The organism is Kitasatospora sp. NPDC056800 (assembly GCF_042789775.1).
Taxonomy (GTDB): Bacteria; Actinomycetota; Actinomycetes; order Streptomycetales; family Streptomycetaceae; genus Kitasatospora.
The window spans coordinates 69,521-87,812 of the sequence record NZ_JBHUAL010000003.1 but is presented as its reverse complement, the minus strand read 5'-3'; the positions used below and the strand labels follow the sequence as shown (position 1 = coordinate 87,812).

Annotated in this window: 18 protein-coding genes; 1 reads left to right on the top strand and 17 read right to left on the bottom strand. The window is 72.0% G+C overall.

All coding sequences use genetic code 11. The features are described from left to right. Positions 1-16 precede the first annotated feature (16 nt). The 12 genes from coaBC to pyrR all read right to left on the bottom strand — a co-directional run bounded on the left by coaBC (position 17) and on the right by pyrR (position 13,082). Entirely contained in the window at positions 17-1,246 is a 1,230-nt protein-coding gene (gene coaBC, locus ACFRQN_RS01545) for a bifunctional phosphopantothenoylcysteine decarboxylase/phosphopantothenate--cysteine ligase CoaBC (protein ID WP_375875501.1), read from the bottom strand. Between the two features lie 188 nt (positions 1,247-1,434). Further along, complete coding sequence (gene rpoZ / locus ACFRQN_RS01540; protein ID WP_030056185.1) at positions 1,435-1,701, bottom strand: DNA-directed RNA polymerase subunit omega; 267 nt, start codon at positions 1,699-1,701, stop codon at positions 1,435-1,437. Between the two features lie 37 nt (positions 1,702-1,738). After that, positions 1,739-2,296 (bottom strand): guanylate kinase, encoded by a 558-nt coding sequence (gene gmk / locus ACFRQN_RS01535; RefSeq protein WP_049651364.1) that lies wholly within the window; start codon positions 2,294-2,296, stop codon positions 1,739-1,741. A gap of 49 nt (positions 2,297-2,345) precedes the next feature. Then, on the bottom strand, positions 2,346-2,672 hold the full coding sequence (gene mihF, locus ACFRQN_RS01530) for an integration host factor, actinobacterial type (protein ID WP_030056187.1): 327 nt from the start codon (positions 2,670-2,672) through the stop codon (positions 2,346-2,348). A 407-nt stretch (positions 2,673-3,079) separates the two neighbouring features. Next, on the bottom strand, positions 3,080-3,910 hold the full coding sequence (gene pyrF, locus ACFRQN_RS01525) for an orotidine-5'-phosphate decarboxylase (RefSeq protein ID WP_380737430.1): 831 nt from the start codon (positions 3,908-3,910) through the stop codon (positions 3,080-3,082). A gap of 44 nt (positions 3,911-3,954) precedes the next feature. Beyond that, positions 3,955-5,058 carry a quinone-dependent dihydroorotate dehydrogenase gene (locus tag ACFRQN_RS01520; protein ID WP_117487142.1) on the bottom strand — a complete coding sequence of 368 codons (1,104 nt, stop codon included), beginning with the start codon at positions 5,056-5,058 and terminating at the stop codon, positions 3,955-3,957. 89 nt (positions 5,059-5,147) lie between these two features. Further along, positions 5,148-8,456, bottom strand: coding sequence for a carbamoyl-phosphate synthase large subunit (carB, locus tag ACFRQN_RS01515; RefSeq protein ID WP_117487143.1), 3,309 nt, complete (start codon positions 8,454-8,456; stop codon positions 5,148-5,150). Beyond that, a complete protein-coding gene (gene carA, locus ACFRQN_RS01510; protein WP_117487144.1) occupies positions 8,449-9,606 on the bottom strand; it encodes a glutamine-hydrolyzing carbamoyl-phosphate synthase small subunit in 1,158 nt (385 codons plus the stop codon). Before carA ends, carB begins: the two co-directional genes overlap by 8 nt. Then, positions 9,603-10,166, bottom strand: coding sequence for a hypothetical protein (locus ACFRQN_RS01505; RefSeq protein WP_049651359.1), 564 nt, complete (start codon positions 10,164-10,166; stop codon positions 9,603-9,605). The genes carA and ACFRQN_RS01505 overlap by 4 nt, the downstream gene beginning before the upstream one ends. Next, the gene (locus ACFRQN_RS01500) at positions 10,166-11,467 is read right to left on the bottom strand and encodes a dihydroorotase (protein WP_049651358.1); all 1,302 of its coding nucleotides are present in this window, start codon (positions 11,465-11,467) and stop codon (positions 10,166-10,168) included. Before ACFRQN_RS01500 ends, ACFRQN_RS01505 begins: the two co-directional genes overlap by 1 nt. Beyond that, positions 11,464-12,453, bottom strand: coding sequence for an aspartate carbamoyltransferase catalytic subunit (locus tag ACFRQN_RS01495; RefSeq protein ID WP_049651357.1), 990 nt, complete (start codon positions 12,451-12,453; stop codon positions 11,464-11,466). Before ACFRQN_RS01495 ends, ACFRQN_RS01500 begins: the two co-directional genes overlap by 4 nt. A 5-nt stretch (positions 12,454-12,458) precedes the next feature. Continuing rightward, entirely contained in the window at positions 12,459-13,082 is a 624-nt protein-coding gene (pyrR, locus tag ACFRQN_RS01490) for a bifunctional pyr operon transcriptional regulator/uracil phosphoribosyltransferase PyrR (protein WP_049651356.1), read from the bottom strand. Between the two features lie 329 nt (positions 13,083-13,411). On the opposite strand from pyrR, the gene ACFRQN_RS01485 reads away from it, so the two are divergent. After that, positions 13,412-13,915 (top strand): transcriptional regulator, encoded by a 504-nt coding sequence (locus ACFRQN_RS01485; RefSeq protein ID WP_030056198.1) that lies wholly within the window; start codon positions 13,412-13,414, stop codon positions 13,913-13,915. 148 nt (positions 13,916-14,063) lie between these two features. On the opposite strand, the gene ACFRQN_RS01480 is transcribed toward ACFRQN_RS01485, so the two are convergent. The 5 genes from ACFRQN_RS01480 to ACFRQN_RS01460 form a co-directional block, all read right to left on the bottom strand. Next, complete coding sequence (locus ACFRQN_RS01480) at positions 14,064-14,978, bottom strand: hypothetical protein (protein ID WP_380737427.1); 915 nt, start codon at positions 14,976-14,978, stop codon at positions 14,064-14,066. 135 nt (positions 14,979-15,113) lie between these two features. Beyond that, on the bottom strand, positions 15,114-15,941 hold the full coding sequence (locus ACFRQN_RS01475; RefSeq protein WP_049651354.1) for a thioesterase family protein: 828 nt from the start codon (positions 15,939-15,941) through the stop codon (positions 15,114-15,116). A 141-nt stretch (positions 15,942-16,082) separates the two neighbouring features. Beyond that, complete coding sequence (gene nusB, locus ACFRQN_RS01470; RefSeq protein ID WP_049651353.1) at positions 16,083-16,520, bottom strand: transcription antitermination factor NusB; 438 nt, start codon at positions 16,518-16,520, stop codon at positions 16,083-16,085. A gap of 4 nt (positions 16,521-16,524) precedes the next feature. After that, entirely contained in the window at positions 16,525-17,088 is a 564-nt protein-coding gene (gene efp / locus ACFRQN_RS01465) for an elongation factor P (protein WP_049651352.1), read from the bottom strand. A gap of 79 nt (positions 17,089-17,167) precedes the next feature. Continuing rightward, positions 17,168-18,274, bottom strand: a complete 1,107-nt coding sequence (locus ACFRQN_RS01460; protein ID WP_117487146.1) for a Xaa-Pro peptidase family protein — start codon at positions 18,272-18,274, stop codon at positions 17,168-17,170. Positions 18,275-18,292: the final 18 nt, after the last annotated feature.

The following is an 18,292-nucleotide window of genomic DNA, read 5'->3' as shown; positions in this document are numbered from 1 at the left end:
GCGCGAGCGAATCCGATCAGTTGCCGCCTGTTTCCAGCCGCTTTGCGACCAGGTCCCAGACCACGTCCGCGAGCGCCTCCTTCGGGCCCACCGGAACGGCCGTCTCGCCGCCGTCCGAGCCCAGCACCACGGCCTCGTTGACGTCCGTGCCGAAGGCCTTTCCGTTGCCCACCTCGTTCACGACCAGCAGGTCACAGCCCTTGCGCGCGAGCTTGGCGCGGCCGTTGGCGAGCACGTCGTCCGTCTCCGCCGCGAAACCCACCACCAGTTGGCCCGAACGGGCCCGGTGGGCCGAGAGCTCGGCCAGGATGTCCGGATTGCGGACCAGCGCGACCGCGGCCGGTTCGACCCCCTCGACCTTCTTGATCTTGCCGGTGGCGTACTCGGCGGGCCGGAAGTCCGCCACCGCCGCGGCCATCACCACGGCGTCCGCGTCCTTGACCGCCTCCAGCGCCGCCTCGCGCAGCTCCAGCGCGGTCGAGACGTGCACCACGTCCACCCCGGCCGGGTCCGGCAGCTCGGCGTTGGCCGAGAGCAGCGTCACCCGGGCCCCGCGCGCCGCGGCCGTCACGGCGAGCGCGTAGCCCTGCTTGCCGGAGGAGCGGTTGCCGAGGTAGCGCACCGGGTCCAGCGGCTCCCGGGTGCCGCCGGCCGAGACCACCACGTGCCGGCCGGCCAGGTCGGTCGGCACCGGCCCGCCGCGGCGCAGCACGGCCTTGCACGCCTCGAAGATCGCGGAGGGCTCGGGCAGCCGGCCCTTGCCGGTGTCCTTGCCGGTCAGCCGCCCGACGGCCGGCTCCAGCACGATCACGCCCCGGCGACGCAGCGTGGCGACGTTGTCCCGGGTGGCCGGGTGCTCCCACATCTCGGTGTGCATGGCGGGCGCCAGCACCACCGGGCAGCGGGCGGTGAGCAGGGTGTTGGTCAGCAGGTCGTCGGCGAGGCCGTGGGCGGCCTTGGCGATCAGGTCGGCAGTGGCCGGGGCGACCACGACCAGGTCGGCCTGCTGCCCGATCCGCACGTGCGGCACCTCGTGCACGCGCTCCCAGGTCTCGGTGGCGGCCGGGCGGCCGGACAGCGCGGCCCAGGTCGCCTCGCCGACGAAGTGCAGCGCGGCCGCGGTCGGCACCACGGTGACCTGGTGGCCGGACTCGGTGAAGCGGCGCAGCAGCTCGCACGCCTTGTACGCGGCGATCCCGCCGCTCACGCCGAGGACCACGCGGGGGGCGTCCGCACTCAGAGTCATCTACCGGCCTTTCTCCGCATCGGGCTCCGCATCGGGAACGCGCCCACCCTACGGCCCCTTGGCCCCGCCCCGCACAGCGCCCCGGCCCGACCCCGTACGGCGCTCCGCACCGCGCTCCGGCGCCGGGAACGCCGGAGGGCCCGGCGGAAACGATTCCGCCGGGCCCTCCCGGAAATTCAGCGACCGCCTCAGGCAGCCTCGACCGCCTCGGCGGTCAGCATGCCCGCGTTGATCTCGCGCAGCGCGATCGACAGCGGCTTCTCGTGCACGTGGGTGTCGACCAGCGGGCCGACGTACTCCAGCAGGCCCTCGCCGAGCTGGGAGTAGTAAGCGTTGATCTGGCGCGCGCGCTTGGCGGCGTAGATCACGAGGCTGTACTTGGAGTCGGTGGCCTCGAGCAGCTCGTCGATCGGCGGGTTGATGATGCCCTCGGGCGCGGTCATGGAAGAGGACACGCTAAAACCTTCCGAAAGGGTGGAAAAGACAGACAGGTCAGGCTACACCGAGCAAGGCTAGCAGTTCGGCCGCTACCTGCTCGACCGAGGTGTTGACAAGGGTCGTGTCGAACTCGGGCTCGGCCGCGAGCTCGATCTTGGCCGCCGCCAACCGCTTCTCGATCACGTCCTGCGACTCGGTGCCCCGGCCGGTCAGCCGGCGGACCAGCTCGTCCCAGCTCGGCGGGGCCAGGAAGACCAGCTGCGCCTCGGGCATCGACTCGCGCACCTGCCGGGCGCCCTGGAGGTCGATCTCCAGCAGCACCGGCTCGCCGCGCTCCAGCTTCTCCTGCACGGCCGCACGCGGGGTCCCGTAACGGTTCCCGGCGAACTCGGCCCACTCCAGCAGCTCGCCGTTGGCGACCAGCTTGTCGAACTCGTCGTTGTCGACGAAGTGGTACTGGACCCCGTTCTTCTCGCCGGGCCTCGGGTGCCGGGTCGTCGCCGACACCGAGAGCCAGACCTCGGGGTGCATCTTCCTCATATGAGCGACGACCGTGCTCTTGCCGACCCCCGAAGGGCCGGAGAGCACGGTCAGCCGCGGACGCTCACTCATGCACCGATTATCCCGGATCGCGGGGGATCCTGGGACCACGGGGGCACGGTCAGGCGGCGCCACCGCCGAACTCCCGCTCCAGGGAAGCGATCTGGTTCGTACCGAGGCCGCGGACACGCCGGCTCTCACTGATGCCGAGGCGCTCCATGATCTGCTTGGCGCGGACCTTGCCGACGCCGGGAAGGGACTCGAGCAGAGCCGAGACCTTCATCTTGCCGATCACGTCGTTGTCGGCCTTGCCGGCCTTGATCACCTCGTGCAGGGAGGCGCCGGAGTGCTTGAGCCGGTTCTTGACCTCGGCGCGCTCCCGGCGAGCCTCGGCGGCCTTGGCGAGCGCGGCGGTGCGCTGTTCAGGGGTAAGGGGCGGAAGGGCCACGCCGTTCACCTCAGGGTGTGGATGGATGGATTGAGCTAGGACTGGTTTCGGTACCGAGGACACCGTCCGCAAGGGGAACCACAAGGCCCTGACCTGCGGGAGCCACGGAAATCGCGGCTCGCCGATGACCTATCGCCGGACACTACCCGGATTGCGGCGCCACGTCAGGAAAAGAACACGAAAAGTCCTGGTCAGCCAAGGCCGACCAGGACTTTCCAGGGCAAAATGACCGCGATTGCGAGACTTTGGCGGGGCCGATGTGACGGCGCTCACGTCAACTCGGCGGCCACCGCGCGGTCCTGCGGACACTCCGCAGGGTCACCACCCCGCTACCTGAAGGACGGGTCCCGCTACCAGGACCCGTCTTGCCGATCACTCCCGATCCGGGCTGACCGGCAGGACGGGCCCTACACGGCCTCCGCGAACTCCCCGACGAAGCGCTCCGCCGCCGCGCGCAGCGCCGGCACCGAGGGGCCGTGCTTGAGCACGTCGCGGCTGACGCTCGGCACCACGTTCATCACCGAGGCGCCGAAGACCCGCGGCAGGTCCGCCATGGTCGCGCCCTGGGCGCCGATCCCGGGGGCCAGCAGCGGGCCGTTGATGGCCAGGTCCACGCCCGCGTCGGCCAGCGTCGCGCCGACGACCGCGCCGAAGGAGCCGAGCGGCGCGGCGCCCTCGTTCTCGGCCGCCAGCTGCCGCAGCACCGAGGCCGCGACCGGCTCGCCGTCCGCGCCCACCGCGCGCTGCACCTCGGCGCCCTCGGGGTTGGAGGTGAGCGCCAGCGCGAACACGCCGCAGCCCTGCTCCCGGGCCAGGTCCAGGGCCGGGCGCAGCGAGCCGAAGCCCAGGTACGGGCTGACCGTCACCGCGTCCGAGAACAGCGGGCTGCCCGGCGACAGGAAGGCCTCGGCGTACGCGGCCATGGTGGAGCCGATGTCGCCGCGCTTGGCGTCCATCAGGACCAGCGCGCCGGCCGCCCGGGCCTCCTCGACGGTGCGCTCCAGCACCGCGACGCCCTTGCTGCCGAAGCGCTCGAAGAAGGCGGCCTGCGGCTTCAGCACGGCCACCCGGTCGGCCAGCGCCTCGACCACGGTGCGGCTGAAGGACTCCAGCCCGGCGAGGTCGTCGCCGAGCCCCCAGGCGGCGAGCAGGGAGGCGTGCGGGTCGATGCCGACGCAGAGCTGGCCGCGGGTGTCGAGGGCCTGGCGCAGCCGGGCGCCGAACGGGGCGAGGGTCATGTCGTCCTTTCCAGGACCGGTGGGTCCAGAACCGATGGGGGTGTTCACGAGCCGCGGACGGCGCTGCCGACGGCGTCGGCCAGGCTGCGGAAGCCGCCCGCGCGGACCTTGGCGGACAGGCCCTTGTGGATCCGCCGGCACCAGAACGGGCCCTCGTAGATGAAGGCGCTGTAGCCCTGGACCAGGTCGGCGCCGTGGACGATCCGCTGCCAGGCGTCCTCCGCAGTCTCGATGCCGCCGACCGAGACGAGGGTCAGCCGGCCCCCGGTGCGGGCGCGCAGCCGCTGGAGGACCTCCAGGGCGCGGGCCTTGAGCGGGGCGCCGGACAGGCCGCCCATGCCGATCTCCTCGACCCGCGCGGCGTCGGCGCGCAGGCCCTCGCGGCCGATCGTGGTGTTGGTGGCGATGATGCCGTCCAGGCCCAGCTCCAGGGCGAGGTCGGCGACCGCGTCGACGTCCTCGTCGGCCAGGTCGGGGGCGATCTTGACCAGCAGCGGCACGTGGTGCGCGGTGGTGCGGTCGGCGGCCTCGCGGACGGCGGAGAGCAGCGGCCGCAGGTGGTCCACGGCCTGGAGGTTGCGCAGCCCGGGGGTGTTCGGCGAGCTGACGTTGACCACCAGGTAGTCGGCGTACTGGGCGAGCCGCTCGGTGGACTTCACGTAGTCGGCGACGGCGTCGGCCTCCTCGACCACCTTGGTCTTGCCGATGTTGACGCCGAGCACCGGGGTGGAGCTGGTGTGCGGGCGGGCGGCCAGCCGGGCGGCGACCCGGGCCGAGCCCTGGTTGTTGAAGCCCATCCGGTTGATCAGCGCGCGGTCCTCGACCAGGCGGAAGAGCCGGGGCGCCGGGTTGCCGGGCTGGGCCTCGCCGGTGACGGTGCCGATCTCGACGTAGTCGAAGCCGAGCATCGACAGGCCGTCGATGCCGACGCCGTTCTTGTCGAAGCCGGCCGCCAGGCCGAACGGGCCGGGCAGGTCGAGGCCGAGGGCGCGGGTGCGCAGGGCCCGGTCGCGCGGGGCGAGCACCAGCCGCACCAGGGTGCGCAGGCCGGGCACCGAGGAGGCGAGGCGGATCCAGAAGAAGGCGAGGTGGTGGGCCTTCTCGGGGTCCATCCTCTTGAAGAGCAGGTCGAACAGAAGCTTGTACAAGGGTGGTTCAACTCCCGGAGCGGATAACGGGCTTGCTCATGGAAGTGGGGGGCACCCGGCTGGCTCCGGTGCCCCCCACTGCGGTGGTGCTACTTGCGGCCGGCGTTGATCAGCTCGGCGTGCTCCTGGAGCGACATCACCCCGACCTCGTCGCGCAGCAGCGCGTCCATGCCCTGCACGGCCGCGCCCATCGCCTGGACGGTGGTCAGGCAGGGCACCGCGCGGGCCACGGCCGCGGTGCGGATCTCGTAGCCGTCGAGGCGGCCGCCGGTGCCGTACGGCGTGTTGATGATGAGGTCGACCTCACCGTCGTGGATCAGCTGGACGATGGTCCGCTCGCCGTTCGGGCCCTCGCCCTCGCTGTGCTTGCGCACCAGCGTGGACGGGATGCCGCCGCGGTGGAGCACCTCGGCGGTGCCGGCGGTGGCGAGCACCTCGAAGCCGAGGTTGACCAGCGCCCGGGCCGGGAAGACCAGGTTGCGCTTGTCCCGGTTGGCCACCGAGACGAAGACCTTGCCCTTGGTCGGCAGCGCGCCGTACGCGCCGGACTGCGCCTTCGCGTAGGCGGTGCCGAACACCTTGTCGATGCCCATGACCTCACCGGTCGAGCGCATCTCCGGGCCGAGCACGGTGTCCACGCCGCGGCCGTGGATGTCGCGGAAGCGGCTCCACGGCATCACGGCCTCCTTGACCGCGATCGGCGCGTCGGCGGGCAGCGTGCCGCCGTCGCCCTCGGCCGGGAGCAGGCCCTCGGCGCGCAGCTCGGCGATGGTGGCGCCGAGCGAGATCCGGGCGGCGGCCTTGGCCAGCGGCACGGCGGTCGCCTTGGAGGTGAACGGGACGGTCCGGGAGGCGCGCGGGTTGGCCTCCAGCACGTAGAGGATGTCCCCGGCCATGGCGAACTGGATGTTGATCAGGCCGCGGACGCCGACACCGCGTGCGATGGCCTCGGTGGAGGTGCGCAGGCGCTTGATGTCGTAGCCGCCGAGGGTGATCGGGGGCAGCGCGCAGGCGGAGTCGCCGGAGTGGATGCCGGCCTCCTCGATGTGCTCCATGACGCCGCCGAGGTAGAGCTCGGTGCCGTCGTAGAGGGCGTCGACGTCGATCTCCACCGCGTCGTCGAGGAAGCGGTCGATGAGCACCGGGTGCTCGGAGATCAGGCCCGCGTGGCGCTCCAGGTAGGAGGCGAGCGAGGCCTCGTCGTAGACGATCTCCATGCCGCGGCCGCCGAGCACGTAGGACGGGCGGGCGAGCACGGGGTAGCCGATCTCGTCGGCGATCGCCTTGGCCTCCTCGAAGGAGAAGGCGGTGCCGTGCTTGGGGGCCGGCAGGCCGGCGTCGCGCAGGACGCGGCCGAAGGCGCCGCGCTCCTCGGCGAGGTCGATCGCCTCGGGCTGGGTGCCGGCGATCGGCACGCCGTTGTCCTTGAGCGCCTGGGCCAGGCCGAGCGGGGTCTGGCCGCCGAGCTGGACGATCACGCCGGCGAGCGGGCCGGCCTGCTGCTCGGCGTGGACGATCTCCAGCACGTCCTCCAGGGTGAGCGGCTCGAAGTAGAGCCGGTCGGAGGTGTCGTAGTCGGTGGAGACGGTCTCCGGGTTGCAGTTGACCATGACGGTCTCGTACCCGGCGTCGGCGAGCGCGAAGGAGGCGTGCACGCAGGAGTAGTCGAACTCGATGCCCTGGCCGATGCGGTTCGGGCCGGAGCCCAGGATGATCACGGCGGGCTTGGTGCGCGGGGCGACCTCGTTCTCCTCGTCGTAGGACGAGTAGAAGTACGGGGTCTTGGCGGCGAACTCGGCGGCGCAGGTGTCGACGGTCTTGAACACCGGGCGGATGCCGAGGGCGTGCCGCACCTCGCGGACGACGTCCGGCTTCAGGCCGCGGATCTCGCCGATCTGCTGGTCGGAGAAGCCGTGCCGCTTGGCGTGGCGCAGCAGCTCGGGGGTGAGCTCCTCGGCCTCGGCCAGCTCGCCGGCGATCTCGTCCAGCAGGAAGAGCTGGTCGACGAACCACGGGTCGATCTTCGTGTACTCGAAGACCTCCTCCGGGGTGGCGCCGGCCCGGATGGCGTCCATCACGGTGTTGATCCGGCCGTCGGTCGGCACGGTGGCCTTGACCAGCAGCTCGGTCTTCTCCCCGAGCGGGCCGGTCCAGTTGAACTGGGAGCCCTTCTTCTCCAGCGAGCGCAGCGCCTTCTGCAGGGCCTCGGGGAAGTTGCGGCCCATGGCCATCGCCTCGCCGACCGACTTCATGGTGGTGGTCAGCGTGGCGTCGGCGCTCGGGAACTTCTCGAACGCGAACCGCGGCACCTTGACGACGACGTAGTCGAGGGTCGGCTCGAAGGAGGCCGGGGTCTGCTCGGTGATGTCGTTGGGGATCTCGTCCAGGGTGTAGCCGACGGCCAGCTTGGCGGCGATCTTGGCGATCGGGAAGCCGGTGGCCTTGGAGGCGAGCGCCGAGGAGCGGGAGACGCGCGGGTTCATCTCGATGACGATGACCCGGCCGTCCTCGGGGTTGACGGCGAACTGGATGTTGCAGCCGCCGGTGTCCACGCCGACCTCGCGGATGACGGCGATGCCGATGTCGCGCAGGATCTGGTACTCGCGGTCGGTGAGCGTCATCGCCGGGGCGACGGTGATCGAGTCACCGGTGTGGACGCCCATCGGGTCGAAGTTCTCGATGGAGCAGACGACCACGACGTTGTCGTTCTTGTCGCGCATCAGCTCCAGCTCGTACTCCTTCCAGCCGAGGATGGACTCCTCCAGGAGCACCTCGGTGGTCGGCGAGAGGGTCAGGCCCTGGCCGGCGATGCGGCGCAGGTCCTCCTCGTTGTGGGCGAAGCCGGAGCCGGCGCCGCCCATGGTGAAGGAGGGGCGGACGACGACCGGGTAGCCGCCGAGCGTGTCGACGCCGGCCAGCACCTCGTCCATGGTGTGGCAGATGACCGAGCGGGCGGACTCGCCGTGGCCGATCTTGGCGTTGACGGCCTCGACGACGCCCTTGAAGAGCTCGCGGTCCTCGCCCTTGTTGATCGCCTCGACGTCGGCGCCGATCAGCTCGACGCCGTACTTCTCCAGCGTGCCCGCCGCGTGCAGCGAGATCGCGGTGTTGAGCGCGGTCTGGCCGCCCAGGGTCGGCAGCAGCGCGTCGGGGCGCTCCTTGGCGATGATCTTCTCGACGAACTCCGGGGTGATCGGCTCGACGTAGGTGGCGTCGGCGATCTCCGGGTCGGTCATGATCGTGGCCGGGTTGGAGTTGACCAGCACGACCCGCAGGCCCTCGGCCTTGAGGACCCGGCAGGCCTGCGTACCCGAGTAGTCGAACTCGGCGGCCTGGCCGATCACGATCGGACCGGAGCCGATCACCAGGACGGACTTGATGTCAGAGCGCTTAGGCACGCTGGCCCTCCATGAGCTTCACGAAGCGGTCGAACAGGTAGGCGGCGTCGTGCGGACCGGCGGCCGCTTCGGGGTGGTACTGCACGCTGAAGGCGGGGACGTCGAGTGCCTGGAGGCCCTCGACCACGTCGTCGTTGAGGCAGACGTGGGAGACCTCGACCCGCCCGTAGGGGGTGTCGCTCACCTTGTCCAGCGGGGCGTTCACGGCGAAGCCGTGGTTGTGGGCGGTCACCTCGACCGTGCCGGTGGTGCGGTCCTGCACCGGCTGGTTGATGCCGCGGTGGCCGTACTTGAGCTTGTAGGTGCCGAAGCCCAGGGCGCGGCCGAGGATCTGGTTGCCGAAGCAGATCCCGAAGAACGGGGTCTTGCGCTCCAGCACGCCCTGCGCCACGGCGACCTGGTGGTCGGCGGTGGCCGGGTCGCCCGGGCCGTTGGAGAAGAACACGCCGTCCGGGTTGACGGCGTAGAGGTCCTCCAGGGTGGAGTTCGCCGGCAGCACGTGCACCTCGATGCCGCGCTCGGCCATCCGCTGCGGGGTCATCGCCTTGATGCCGAGGTCCAGCGCGGCGACGGTGAACTTCTTCTCACCGATCGCGGGTACCACGTACGCCTCGGTGGTGGCGACCTCGGCGCACAGGTCGGCGCCCTTCATCTCGGGCGACTGCTGCACCCGGGCCAGCAGGGCGGCCTGGTCGGCCAGCGCCTCGCCGGAGAAGATGCCGCAGCGCATCGCGCCGCGCTCGCGCAGGTGGCGGGTCAGCGCGCGGGTGTCGATGCCGCTGATGCCGACGACGCCCTGGTTGACCAGTTCCTCGTCGAGCGAGCGGCGGGAGCGCCAGTTGGAGGCGACCCGGGCGGGGTCGCGCACCACGTAGCCGGCGACCCAGATCTGCTTGGACTCGTCGTCCTCGTCGTTCCAGCCGGTGTTGCCGATCTGCGGGGCGGTCATCACGACCACCTGGCGGTGGTACGACGGGTCGGTGAGGGTCTCCTGGTAGCCGGACATGCCGGTGTTGAAGACCGCCTCGCCGAAGGTCTCGCCGATGGCGCCGTAGGCCTGTCCGCGGAACGTCCGGCCGTCCTCCAGGACGAGCACGGCAGGCACTCGTTCCCGCCGTTGGCGCTGCGTGGTGGGGGCAGGTGCGGTCATTGCGCGGCCTCTTCCGTCTTCGTCTTCGTACGTGTTGCGAGTTGGGCGACCGCCTCGACCCAGGCGGCGTGCTCATCGGGGTGGTCGGCCCGGAAACCGGAGTCCAGCTCGGCGCCCTCGTGCGTCCAGGTGACGACGAGCAGCCCGGAGGGGACGACCTTGCCGGCGATCCCGGAGTCCGTACGGGCACCGGTCAGGTGCTCGGCCGGGATCCAGAAGTCGACGTCGCCCGGGCGCTGCACCAGCAGGCCGTCCTCGCCGAGGGTGAGGTCGGCGCGGCTGCGGGTGCCCAGGCCGTGGGCGACGACCCGGTCCAGCCAGTTCCCGGCGGTGGTCGTGCCGTGGTACCGGCCGCTGGTCTCCAGGATGGTGCGCCCGGCGCGGGCCGGCACGGCCGGCAGCGGCGGGATCCCGGACTGCAGGGTGCGCCGCCAGTTCCAGCCCTGGCGCATCAGCCAGTAGACGAGGCCGATCACGATCAGCAGGCCGATGGACCAGCCGATGTACCCGGGCCAGTCGGTGACCTTCGCCTGCTCCTGGGCGAGCGTGGCGCGGTCCATCACGCCTCGCCCCGCTCGGCGAGCTCGCCGGCCAGCACGGTGGCGCGCCCGCGCAGGAAGGTGGCGTGCACCCGTCCGGGCAGGTCCAGGCCCTTGTAGGGGGTGTTGCGGCTGCGGGTGGCGAAGCTGTCCGGGTTCACGGCACCACGGTACGCGGGATCGAACAGCACCAGGTTGGCGGGCTCACCCACCGAGATCGGCCGGCCGTGACCGGTGAGACGGCCGATCCGGGCCGGGCGGTGCGACATCCGGTCCGCGACGCCCTCCCAGTTCAGCAGGCCGGTGTCGACCATGGTCTGCTGCACGACCGACAGCGCGGTCTCCAGGCCGACCATGCCCATCGCGGCCACGGCCCACTCGCAGTCCTTGTCCTCGGCCGGGTGCGGCGCGTGGTCGGTGGCGACGGCGTCGATGGTGCCGTCGGCGAGCGCCTCGCGCAGTGCCCGGACGTCCTCGGCGGTGCGCAGCGGCGGGTTCACCTTGTAGACCGGGTCGTAGGTGCGGACCAGCTCGTCGGTGAGCAGCAGGTGGTGCGGGGTCACCTCGGCGGTGACGTCCCAGCCCTTGGACTTGGCCCAGCGGACGATCTCGACCGAGCCGGCCGTGGAGAGGTGGCAGACGTGCAGCCGGGAGCCGACGTGCGCGGCGAGCAGCACGTCGCGGGCGATGATCGACTCCTCGGCGACGGCCGGCCAGCCGCCGAGCCCGAGCTCGCCGGAGACCTGGCCCTCGTTCATCTGGGCGCCCTCGGTGAGCCGCGGCTCCTGGGCGTGCTGGGCGACGACGCCGTCGAAGGCCTTGACGTACTCCAGGGCGCGGCGCATCAGCACCGCGTCGTCCACGCACTTGCCGTCGTCGGAGAAGACCCGGACGTCGGCGGCGGACTCGTGCATCGCGCCGAGCTCGGCGAGCTGCTTGCCCTCCAGGCCGACGGTGACGGCGCCGACCGGCTGCACGTCGCAGTAGCCGGCCTCCTGGCCGAGCCGCCAGACCTGCTCGACGACGCCGGCGGTGTCGGCCACCGGGGTGGTGTTGGCCATCGCGTGCACGGCGGTGAAGCCGCCCATCGCGGCGGCCCGGGTGCCGGTGAGCACGGTCTCGGCGTCCTCGCGGCCGGGCTCGCGCAGGTGGGTGTGCAGGTCGACCAGGCCGGGCAGGGCGATCAGCCCGGTGGCGTCGATCTCGATGTCCGCCTCGACCGTCAGGCCGGTGCCGATCGCCTGGACGACGCCGTCGGCGAGGTGGAGGTCCTGCGGGGCGCCGCCCAGGATCTTGGCGTTGCGGATCAGGTAGCTGGTCACTGGGCGGTCTCCACGGAGTCGGTACGGGGGGTGTCGGTGGGCGCGTCGGCGAAGACGGCGCCGCCGAGCAGCAGGTAGAGGACGGCCATCCGGACGGAGACGCCGTTGGCGACCTGCTCGATCGCGGTGCAGCGCGGCGAGTCGGCGACCTCGGCGGTGATCTCCATGCCGCGGACCATCGGACCGGGGTGCATCACGATCGCGTGGTCCGGCAGCTGGGCCATCCGGCGGCCGTTCATGCCGTAGCGGCGGCTGTACTCGCGCTCGGTCGGGAAGAACGCGGCGTTCATCCGCTCGCGCTGCACCCGCAGCATCATCAGCGAGTCCGTCTTGGGCAGCACGCTGTCCAGGTCGTAGCTGACCTCGCAGGGCCAGTTCTCGATCCCGATCGGCAGCAGGGTCGGCGGGGCGACGAAGGTCACCTGCGCGCCGAGGGTGTTCAGCAGGTGGACGTTGGAGCGGGCGACCCGGCTGTGCAGGACGTCGCCGACGATGGTCACCCGGCGGCCCGCGAGGTCCTGGCCGGCGCCCGGGTTGAGGTGGCGGCGCATGGTGAAGGCGTCGAGCAGCGCCTGGGTGGGGTGCTCGTGGGTGCCGTCACCGGCGTTGATCACACTGCCGTGCAGCCAGTCGGACTGGGCCAGCCGGGCCGGGGCGCCGGAGGCGTGGTGGCGGATGACCACCGCGTCGGCGCCCATCGCCTGGAGGGTCAGCGCGGTGTCCTTGAGGCTCTCGCCCTTGGAGACCGAGGAGCCCTTGGCGGAGAAGTTGATGACGTCGGCCGAGAGCCGCTTCTCGGCGACCTCGAAGGAGGTCTTCGTCCGGGTGGAGTCCTCGAAGAAGAGGTTGACGACAGTGCGGCCGCGCAGCGTGGGCAGCTTCTTGACGGCCCGGCCGGAGAGCTGGGCGAGCTCCTCGGCGGTGTCCAGGATCAGCAGCGCGTCGTCGCGGCTGAGATCGGCGGCGGAGACGAGGTGGCGCTTCACGCGGGCTACTCCGGGAGGTGCGGTTCGGAAGACTGGGGGGCCAGGGCCTGCGAGGAGCGCTGGGCGAAGTCGCGGTCGCCGACCAGGACGGCGTCCACGCCGTCGCGGTCGGCGAGGCGCACCTGCACGGCCTCGCGCAGCGAGGTGGGGAGGTTCTTGCCCACGTAGTCGGCGCGGATCGGCAGCTCGCGGTGGCCGCGGTCGACCAGGACGGCGAGCTGGACGGCGCGCGGGCGGCCGATGTCGCTCAGCGCGTCGAGCGCGGCGCGGATGGTGCGGCCGGAGAAGAGCACGTCGTCGACCAGGATGACGAGCTTGCCGTCGATGCCGCCGGGCGGGATCTCGGTGTGCTCCAGGGCCCGGGCGGGCTTCAGCCGCAGGTCGTCCCGGTACATGGTGATGTCCAGGGAGCCCAGCGGGATCTCGCGCCCGGTGATCTGGGCCAGCCGGTCGTGCAGGCGGCGGGCGAGGTGGACGCCCCTGGTGTGGATGCCGAGCAGCACGACGTCCTCCGCGCCCTTGGCGCGCTCGACGATCTCGTGCGCTATCCGGGTGACGACCCGGGCGATGTCCGTGCCGTCGAGCACCTGGTGCGGCGGCCGCGGCGTGGGTTCGTGGTGTGTGGTCATGCCGAAGCGGACCTCCTTCCCCGCCTCACTGGACGGGCCTTAAAGGATGTCTGGGATGGCCCCCGCCGACCGGGCGCGGGCTTCGGTCATCCTACCAGCGCGCCGGACGGCAAACAGACGTCCACCATTCCGCTTCCCCGGGTTAACACTCCGGACGCGCCGCCGATGCGGGCCATTCGCACGACTGCCCCATTCGGCTTGACGCAACTACCTTACTCTACGTAACCTCACAGTGAGTTACGAGACGGACGTCGGACCCACCGGTAACGGCGTCGGCAATCGCCCGTGACCCACCACTGAACGCGAAGCAATCTCGTCCGGGGAGATCAATGTCCAGCGACTACGCGAAGCAACTCGGAGGCAAGCTCCGAGCGATCCGCACTCAGCAGGGTCTCTCCCTGCACGGTGTCGAGGAGAAGTCCCAGGGGCGCTGGAAGGCAGTCGTCGTCGGTTCGTACGAGCGTGGTGACCGTGCGGTCACCGTGCAGCGACTGGCCGAACTGGCGGAGTTCTACGGCGTCCCGGTCCAGGAGCTGCTGCCCGGCGGTACGCCCGGCGGCGCGGCCGAGCCGCCGCCGCGCCTGGTCCTCGACCTGGAGAGACTGACCCAGGTCCCCTCCGAGAAGGCCGGCCCGCTGCAGCGCTACGCGGCGACCATCCAGAGCCAGCGCGGCGACTACAACGGCAAGGTGCTGTCGATCCGCCAGGACGACCTGCGCACCCTGGCCGTGATCTACGACCAGTCCCCGTCGATCCTCACCGAGCAGCTGATCTCCTGGGGCGTGCTGAACCCCGACGCGCGCCGTGCGGTGCGCGAGGAGGATGCGAGCTGAGGCTCACCGCACCGGCTCCCGCCAGCGGATCCAGGCACGATCCAGCACTCGCGCCACTAGTGCTGGCAAGCAGAAACGTCACGGCGCGGCTCCCCAGACCGGGGGCCGCGCCGCGGTGTAGCCACACCACCCCGGGGCGGCGGAGGCGTCAGCAGACCGTCCCCAGGCTGTAGCCGGGCTGCGCCGCCACGCCGTCCAGCCGGACCGGCCGGTCGGCCGGGGCCCACTCCTGCCCGCCGCTCGACCAGGCCCAGGAGGCCGGCAGGTACTCCCCGCAGGAGGCCGCCGAGCCCTGCGAGCCGTGCAGCACCGCGACGCCCGGCAGCTCCAGGGCCAGCCCGGTGCAGAGCACCGCGCAGACCAGCTCCAGGTCCTCGTCGTTGATCCGGACCACGCCGTCCTCCCACTGGAGCACCCGGGCCGCGGCGGTCAGCCCGCCGCCGGGCGCGTCCACCCGCAGGCGCAGCTCGTACACCCCGGCGCCCGCGCCGACCAGAATCCGCCGGAACACCTCGCCCCCGCGCTCGTAGGCGGCGCGCACCCAGGCGGCGTGCTCCTCGTCGGACGCGCCCGCGCCCCCGTACAGGCCCCCGTCGAGCAGCAGGTCGGCGTGGCAGAGCGTCAGCCCGTTCTCCCGGGCGCGCACCAGGCGCGGCACGAAGTCCCCGGCCAGCTCCTCGCCCTGATAGGCCAGCAGCTGGGTCTGCAGGGCCGGGTTGACCAGGTAGCGGTCGCGGGCCGCGGGCTCGGCCGGGTCCAGCCCGTTCAGCAGGCAGAACTCCTCGAAGTCCTGCGGGTGGAACGTCCGGGCCCGGACGGTGTCGAACCGCTCCAGCGCCTCGGCCAGCAGGTCCGCGGTGTCGGCCAGGTAGCGCTCGTGGTCGGGGGCGTCGGAGATCCCCCAGGCGCGGGCCCGGGCGAAGTCCGCGGCGTTGGTGAGCACTCCGATGACGAACGCCTGCTCGGCGCCCTCGACCCGCCGCGGCCGGTGCGACCGCACCACGGGCCGCGAGCCGCCGGCGGTGCAGTCGGAGTTACGGCGGGCGCGCCCCAAATGACTCATCGGTGGCTCCTGGCTTCAGGGGAGGACGGTCGGCGGCAGGCGTGCCGCTGACCGTCTTCCTCCCCATCCGCGCGCGTCGCACACGTACGGCGTGTCACAGGAATGTAACCACCGGTAATGCGGGTCGCGCGGGCGTCAGGCGGAGCGGGGCGCGCGGGCCAGCTGGCGGGACTGCGCGACCAGGCGGCCGGACTCGTCCCAGACCTCCGCGTCCTCCTCGAAGTAGCCGCCGGCCAGGTTGCGGGTCGCGTGGGTGACCCGCAGCCAGCCGGGCACCGGCCTGGCGCGCAGGTGGACGGTCAGCTCGACGGTGGGGGCCCAGCCCGGCAGGCCGAGGTCGAAGGTGACCGGCGGCAGCGCGTCGGCGACCAGCAGGAGCAGCAGCGGGTCGGGCTCGCGGCCGTCGGCGAGCCGGAACCAGCCCTGGATCCGCCCGTTGCCGGAGGGCTGCCCGAGCGCCCAGCCGATGGTGGCCGGGTCCAGCCGCAGGTCGAACCGCTCCAGCAGGGCGGCCTGGGCGATCAGCTCCTTGGGCGCGTGCTCGACGCCGATGCACTGGTCCGGCGGCGGCAGCTGCGGCGGCAGCGCGCTGGTGCGCACCTCGCCGTCGGCGGTGGCGAGGTCGCCGTGGCTGGCCACCACGCGCAGCCGCTCGACGCCGTCCTGGCTGAGCGAGGCGGTGCCGGTGGACAGGCCGCGGCCGGTGCGCAGCACCTCGGTGCGGACGGTGGCCGGGCCGGGCGTGGAGGCGGACAGGTAGTAACCGCTGATCGACACCGGGTCCGGGTGGGTGCCGTGCTCCAGCGACAGCGCGTGTCCGGCCACCGCGAGCAGCAGTCCGCCGTTCACCCCGCCGCCGATCTGCCAGCCGGCGCCGAGCTCGGCCTCGTACCGGCCGGCCTCCTCGGGGTGCCTGGTCAGGGCGATGCCCTGGTCGAACTCGCTGCGGATCGCCGTGGTCATGTGGGGGGCCTGCCCTTCACGCGTGCTTCCGGACGTCAAGTTACTGACAAGTAGGCCCTCACCCTACGCCGCCCGCATGAAACGCGGAACGGCCGCCGGACACCTGTTCGGGTCCGACGGCCGTTCACGGGATTCGACCACTCAGCGGCGGATGCTCGGCTTCAGCTCGAGGAAGCGGGCGAGCAGGCCGTTGACGAAGGCCGGGGAGTCGTCCGTGGAGAACTCCTTGGCGATCTCGACGGCCTCGTCCAGGACGACGGCGTCCGGGACGCCGTCCTCCCAGATCAGCTCGTACGCACCGAGCCGCAGGACGTTGCGGTCCACGATCGGCATCCGGTCGAGCGTCCAGCCCACGGCGTACTGCTCGATCAGGTCGTCGATGCGACGAGCGTGCTGGACGTACCCCTCGATGAGCTCCATGGTGTACTCACCGACCTGCGGGGTGCCCTCGTCGGGCTTGGGCTCGCGGGCGCGGGCCACCCAGTCGGCGAGGACCTGCTGCGGGTCTACCCCACGGTGGTCGGCCTCGAAGAGGATCTGGAAGGCCCGCGTGCGGGCCTTGCTGCGTGCGGCCGACACGGACTTACTTCACCCGGCCGAGGTAGCTGCCGTCGCGGGTGTCGACCTTGACCTTCTCACCGGTGGTGACGAAGAGCGGCACCTGGATCTCGGCGCCCGTCTCCAGGGTGGCCGGCTTGGTGCCACCGGTCGAGCGGTCGCCCTGGACGCCCGGCTCGGTCTCGGCGATGGTCAGCTCGACCGCGGCCGGGAGCTCGATGTAGAGGACCGAGCCCTCGTTCTGCGCGACGAGGGCCTCGAAGCCCTCCAGCAGGTACTTGGCGGCGTCGCCGACGACCGACGGCTCGATGGTCAGCTGGTCGTAGGTGTCCATGTCCATGAACACGAAGTTCTCGCCGTCCTTGTACGAGAACTGCATGCCGCGCTTGTCGACGTTGGCGGTCTCGACCTTGGTGCCCGCGTTGAAGGTCTTGTCGACGACCTTGCCGGTCAGGACCTCCTTGAGCTTGGTACGCACGAAGGCCGGGCCCTTGCCGGGCTTGACGTGCTGGAACTCGACGACGGACCAGAGCTTGCCGCCCTCCAGCTTGAGGACCATGCCGTTCTTGAGATCGTTCGTGGAAGCCACGGGCGCACTTACTCCTGTATAGCTGTCAAGGAACCAAGGGATTGCGTCCTGCCGCCCACGGCCCCCCGGGGGGTCGCGGTCACAGGGCGAGGAGCTCCTTGGTGGTGATGGTGAGCAGCTCGGGCCCGCCCTCCTCAAGGGGGCGCACGACGAGCGTGTCCTCGATCCGGACGCCGCCCCTGCCCGGGAGGTGAACCCCCGGACCGACGGTGACCGGCACGCGGCTGTCCAGTTTACCCATGTCCGCCGGACCGAGGCGCGGCGCCTCCCGGATCTCCAGCCCGATGCCGTGGCCCACCGGGTGCGGGGAGGGCTCGGTGTGGCCGGCCGCCTCCAGGACCTGCCGGGCGGCCCGGTCGGGTACGCACTGCTCCACGCCTGGTCCGAGCGCCTCCCGCCCGGCCCGCTGGGCCCGGAAGACCAGCCGGTGCAGCTCCACCTGCCAGGGCGCGGGGGCGGCGCCGATCACGAAGGTGCGGGCGGTGGAGACGCCGTAGCCGCGGTACTGGGCGCCCATCACCACGGTCAGGAAGTCGCCCTCCTCCACCCGGCGGTCGGTCGGCTGGTGGGCGGCCTGGCCGGAGTGGCTGCCGGTGCCGACCGAGACCGGGAAGGCCGCCCGGTCGGCGCCGTGGTCGATCATCCGGCGCTCCAGCTCCATCGCCAGGTGCCGCTCGGTGCGGCCGACCAGGATCGACTCCAGCAGCTCGCCCAGCGCCTGGTCGGCGATCTCGGCGGCGATCCGCAGGTCCGCGATCTCGTGCTCGTCCTTGACCACCCGCAGCCGCTCGACCGTCCGGCCGAGGTCCACCAGCCGGGTCCCCGCTATCAGGTCGCCCACCGCCCGGTGCCGGCTGACGGTCAGGTCGTGCTCCTCCACCGCCAGGCCCGACACCCCGGAGCGGGTGGCCGCGGCCGCGGCGGCCAGCGCGGTGTCCGAGCCGGCCGCCACCGGCAGCCGGGTGACGTCCGGGGCGATCAGGTGCTCCCCGGTGTCGTCCGGCGGCAGGTCGTCCGGCAGCGCCAGCAGCGCCCGCTCCCTGGTCAGCAACAGGCTCGCCCCGCAGGGCGCGCAGCCCGTCAGGTACCGCACGTTCGCCGCACGGGTGATCAGCGCCGCATCGGCCCCGGCCGCGCTGCAGTGCTCCCTCACCCGCTCCCGCCGCCCCGCGTACGCATCCGCCATGCGTCGAGCCTACGAACC

What these genes read in the sequence shown, in the direction of transcription:
- coaBC (WP_375875501.1), bottom strand. Translation starts at nt 1,246, where the DNA reads ATGACTCTGAGTGCGGACGCCCCCCGCGTGGTCCTCGGCGTGAGCGGC.
- gmk (WP_049651364.1), bottom strand. Translation starts at nt 2,296, where the DNA reads ATGAGTGAGCGTCCGCGGCTGACCGTGCTCTCCGGCCCTTCGGGGGTC.
- pyrF (WP_380737430.1), bottom strand. Translation starts at nt 3,910, where the DNA reads ATGACCCTCGCCCCGTTCGGCGCCCGGCTGCGCCAGGCCCTCGACACC.
- carA (WP_117487144.1), bottom strand. Translation starts at nt 9,606, where the DNA reads ATGACCGCACCTGCCCCCACCACGCAGCGCCAACGGCGGGAACGAGTG.
- ACFRQN_RS01505 (WP_049651359.1), bottom strand. Translation starts at nt 10,166, where the DNA reads ATGGACCGCGCCACGCTCGCCCAGGAGCAGGCGAAGGTCACCGACTGG.
- pyrR (WP_049651356.1), bottom strand. Translation starts at nt 13,082, where the DNA reads ATGACCACACACCACGAACCCACGCCGCGGCCGCCGCACCAGGTGCTC.
- ACFRQN_RS01485 (WP_030056198.1), top strand. Translation starts at nt 13,412, where the DNA reads ATGTCCAGCGACTACGCGAAGCAACTCGGAGGCAAGCTCCGAGCGATC.
- ACFRQN_RS01480 (WP_380737427.1), bottom strand. Translation starts at nt 14,978, where the DNA reads ATGAGTCATTTGGGGCGCGCCCGCCGTAACTCCGACTGCACCGCCGGC.
- ACFRQN_RS01475 (WP_049651354.1), bottom strand. Translation starts at nt 15,941, where the DNA reads ATGACCACGGCGATCCGCAGCGAGTTCGACCAGGGCATCGCCCTGACC.
- ACFRQN_RS01460 (WP_117487146.1), bottom strand. Translation starts at nt 18,274, where the DNA reads ATGGCGGATGCGTACGCGGGGCGGCGGGAGCGGGTGAGGGAGCACTGC.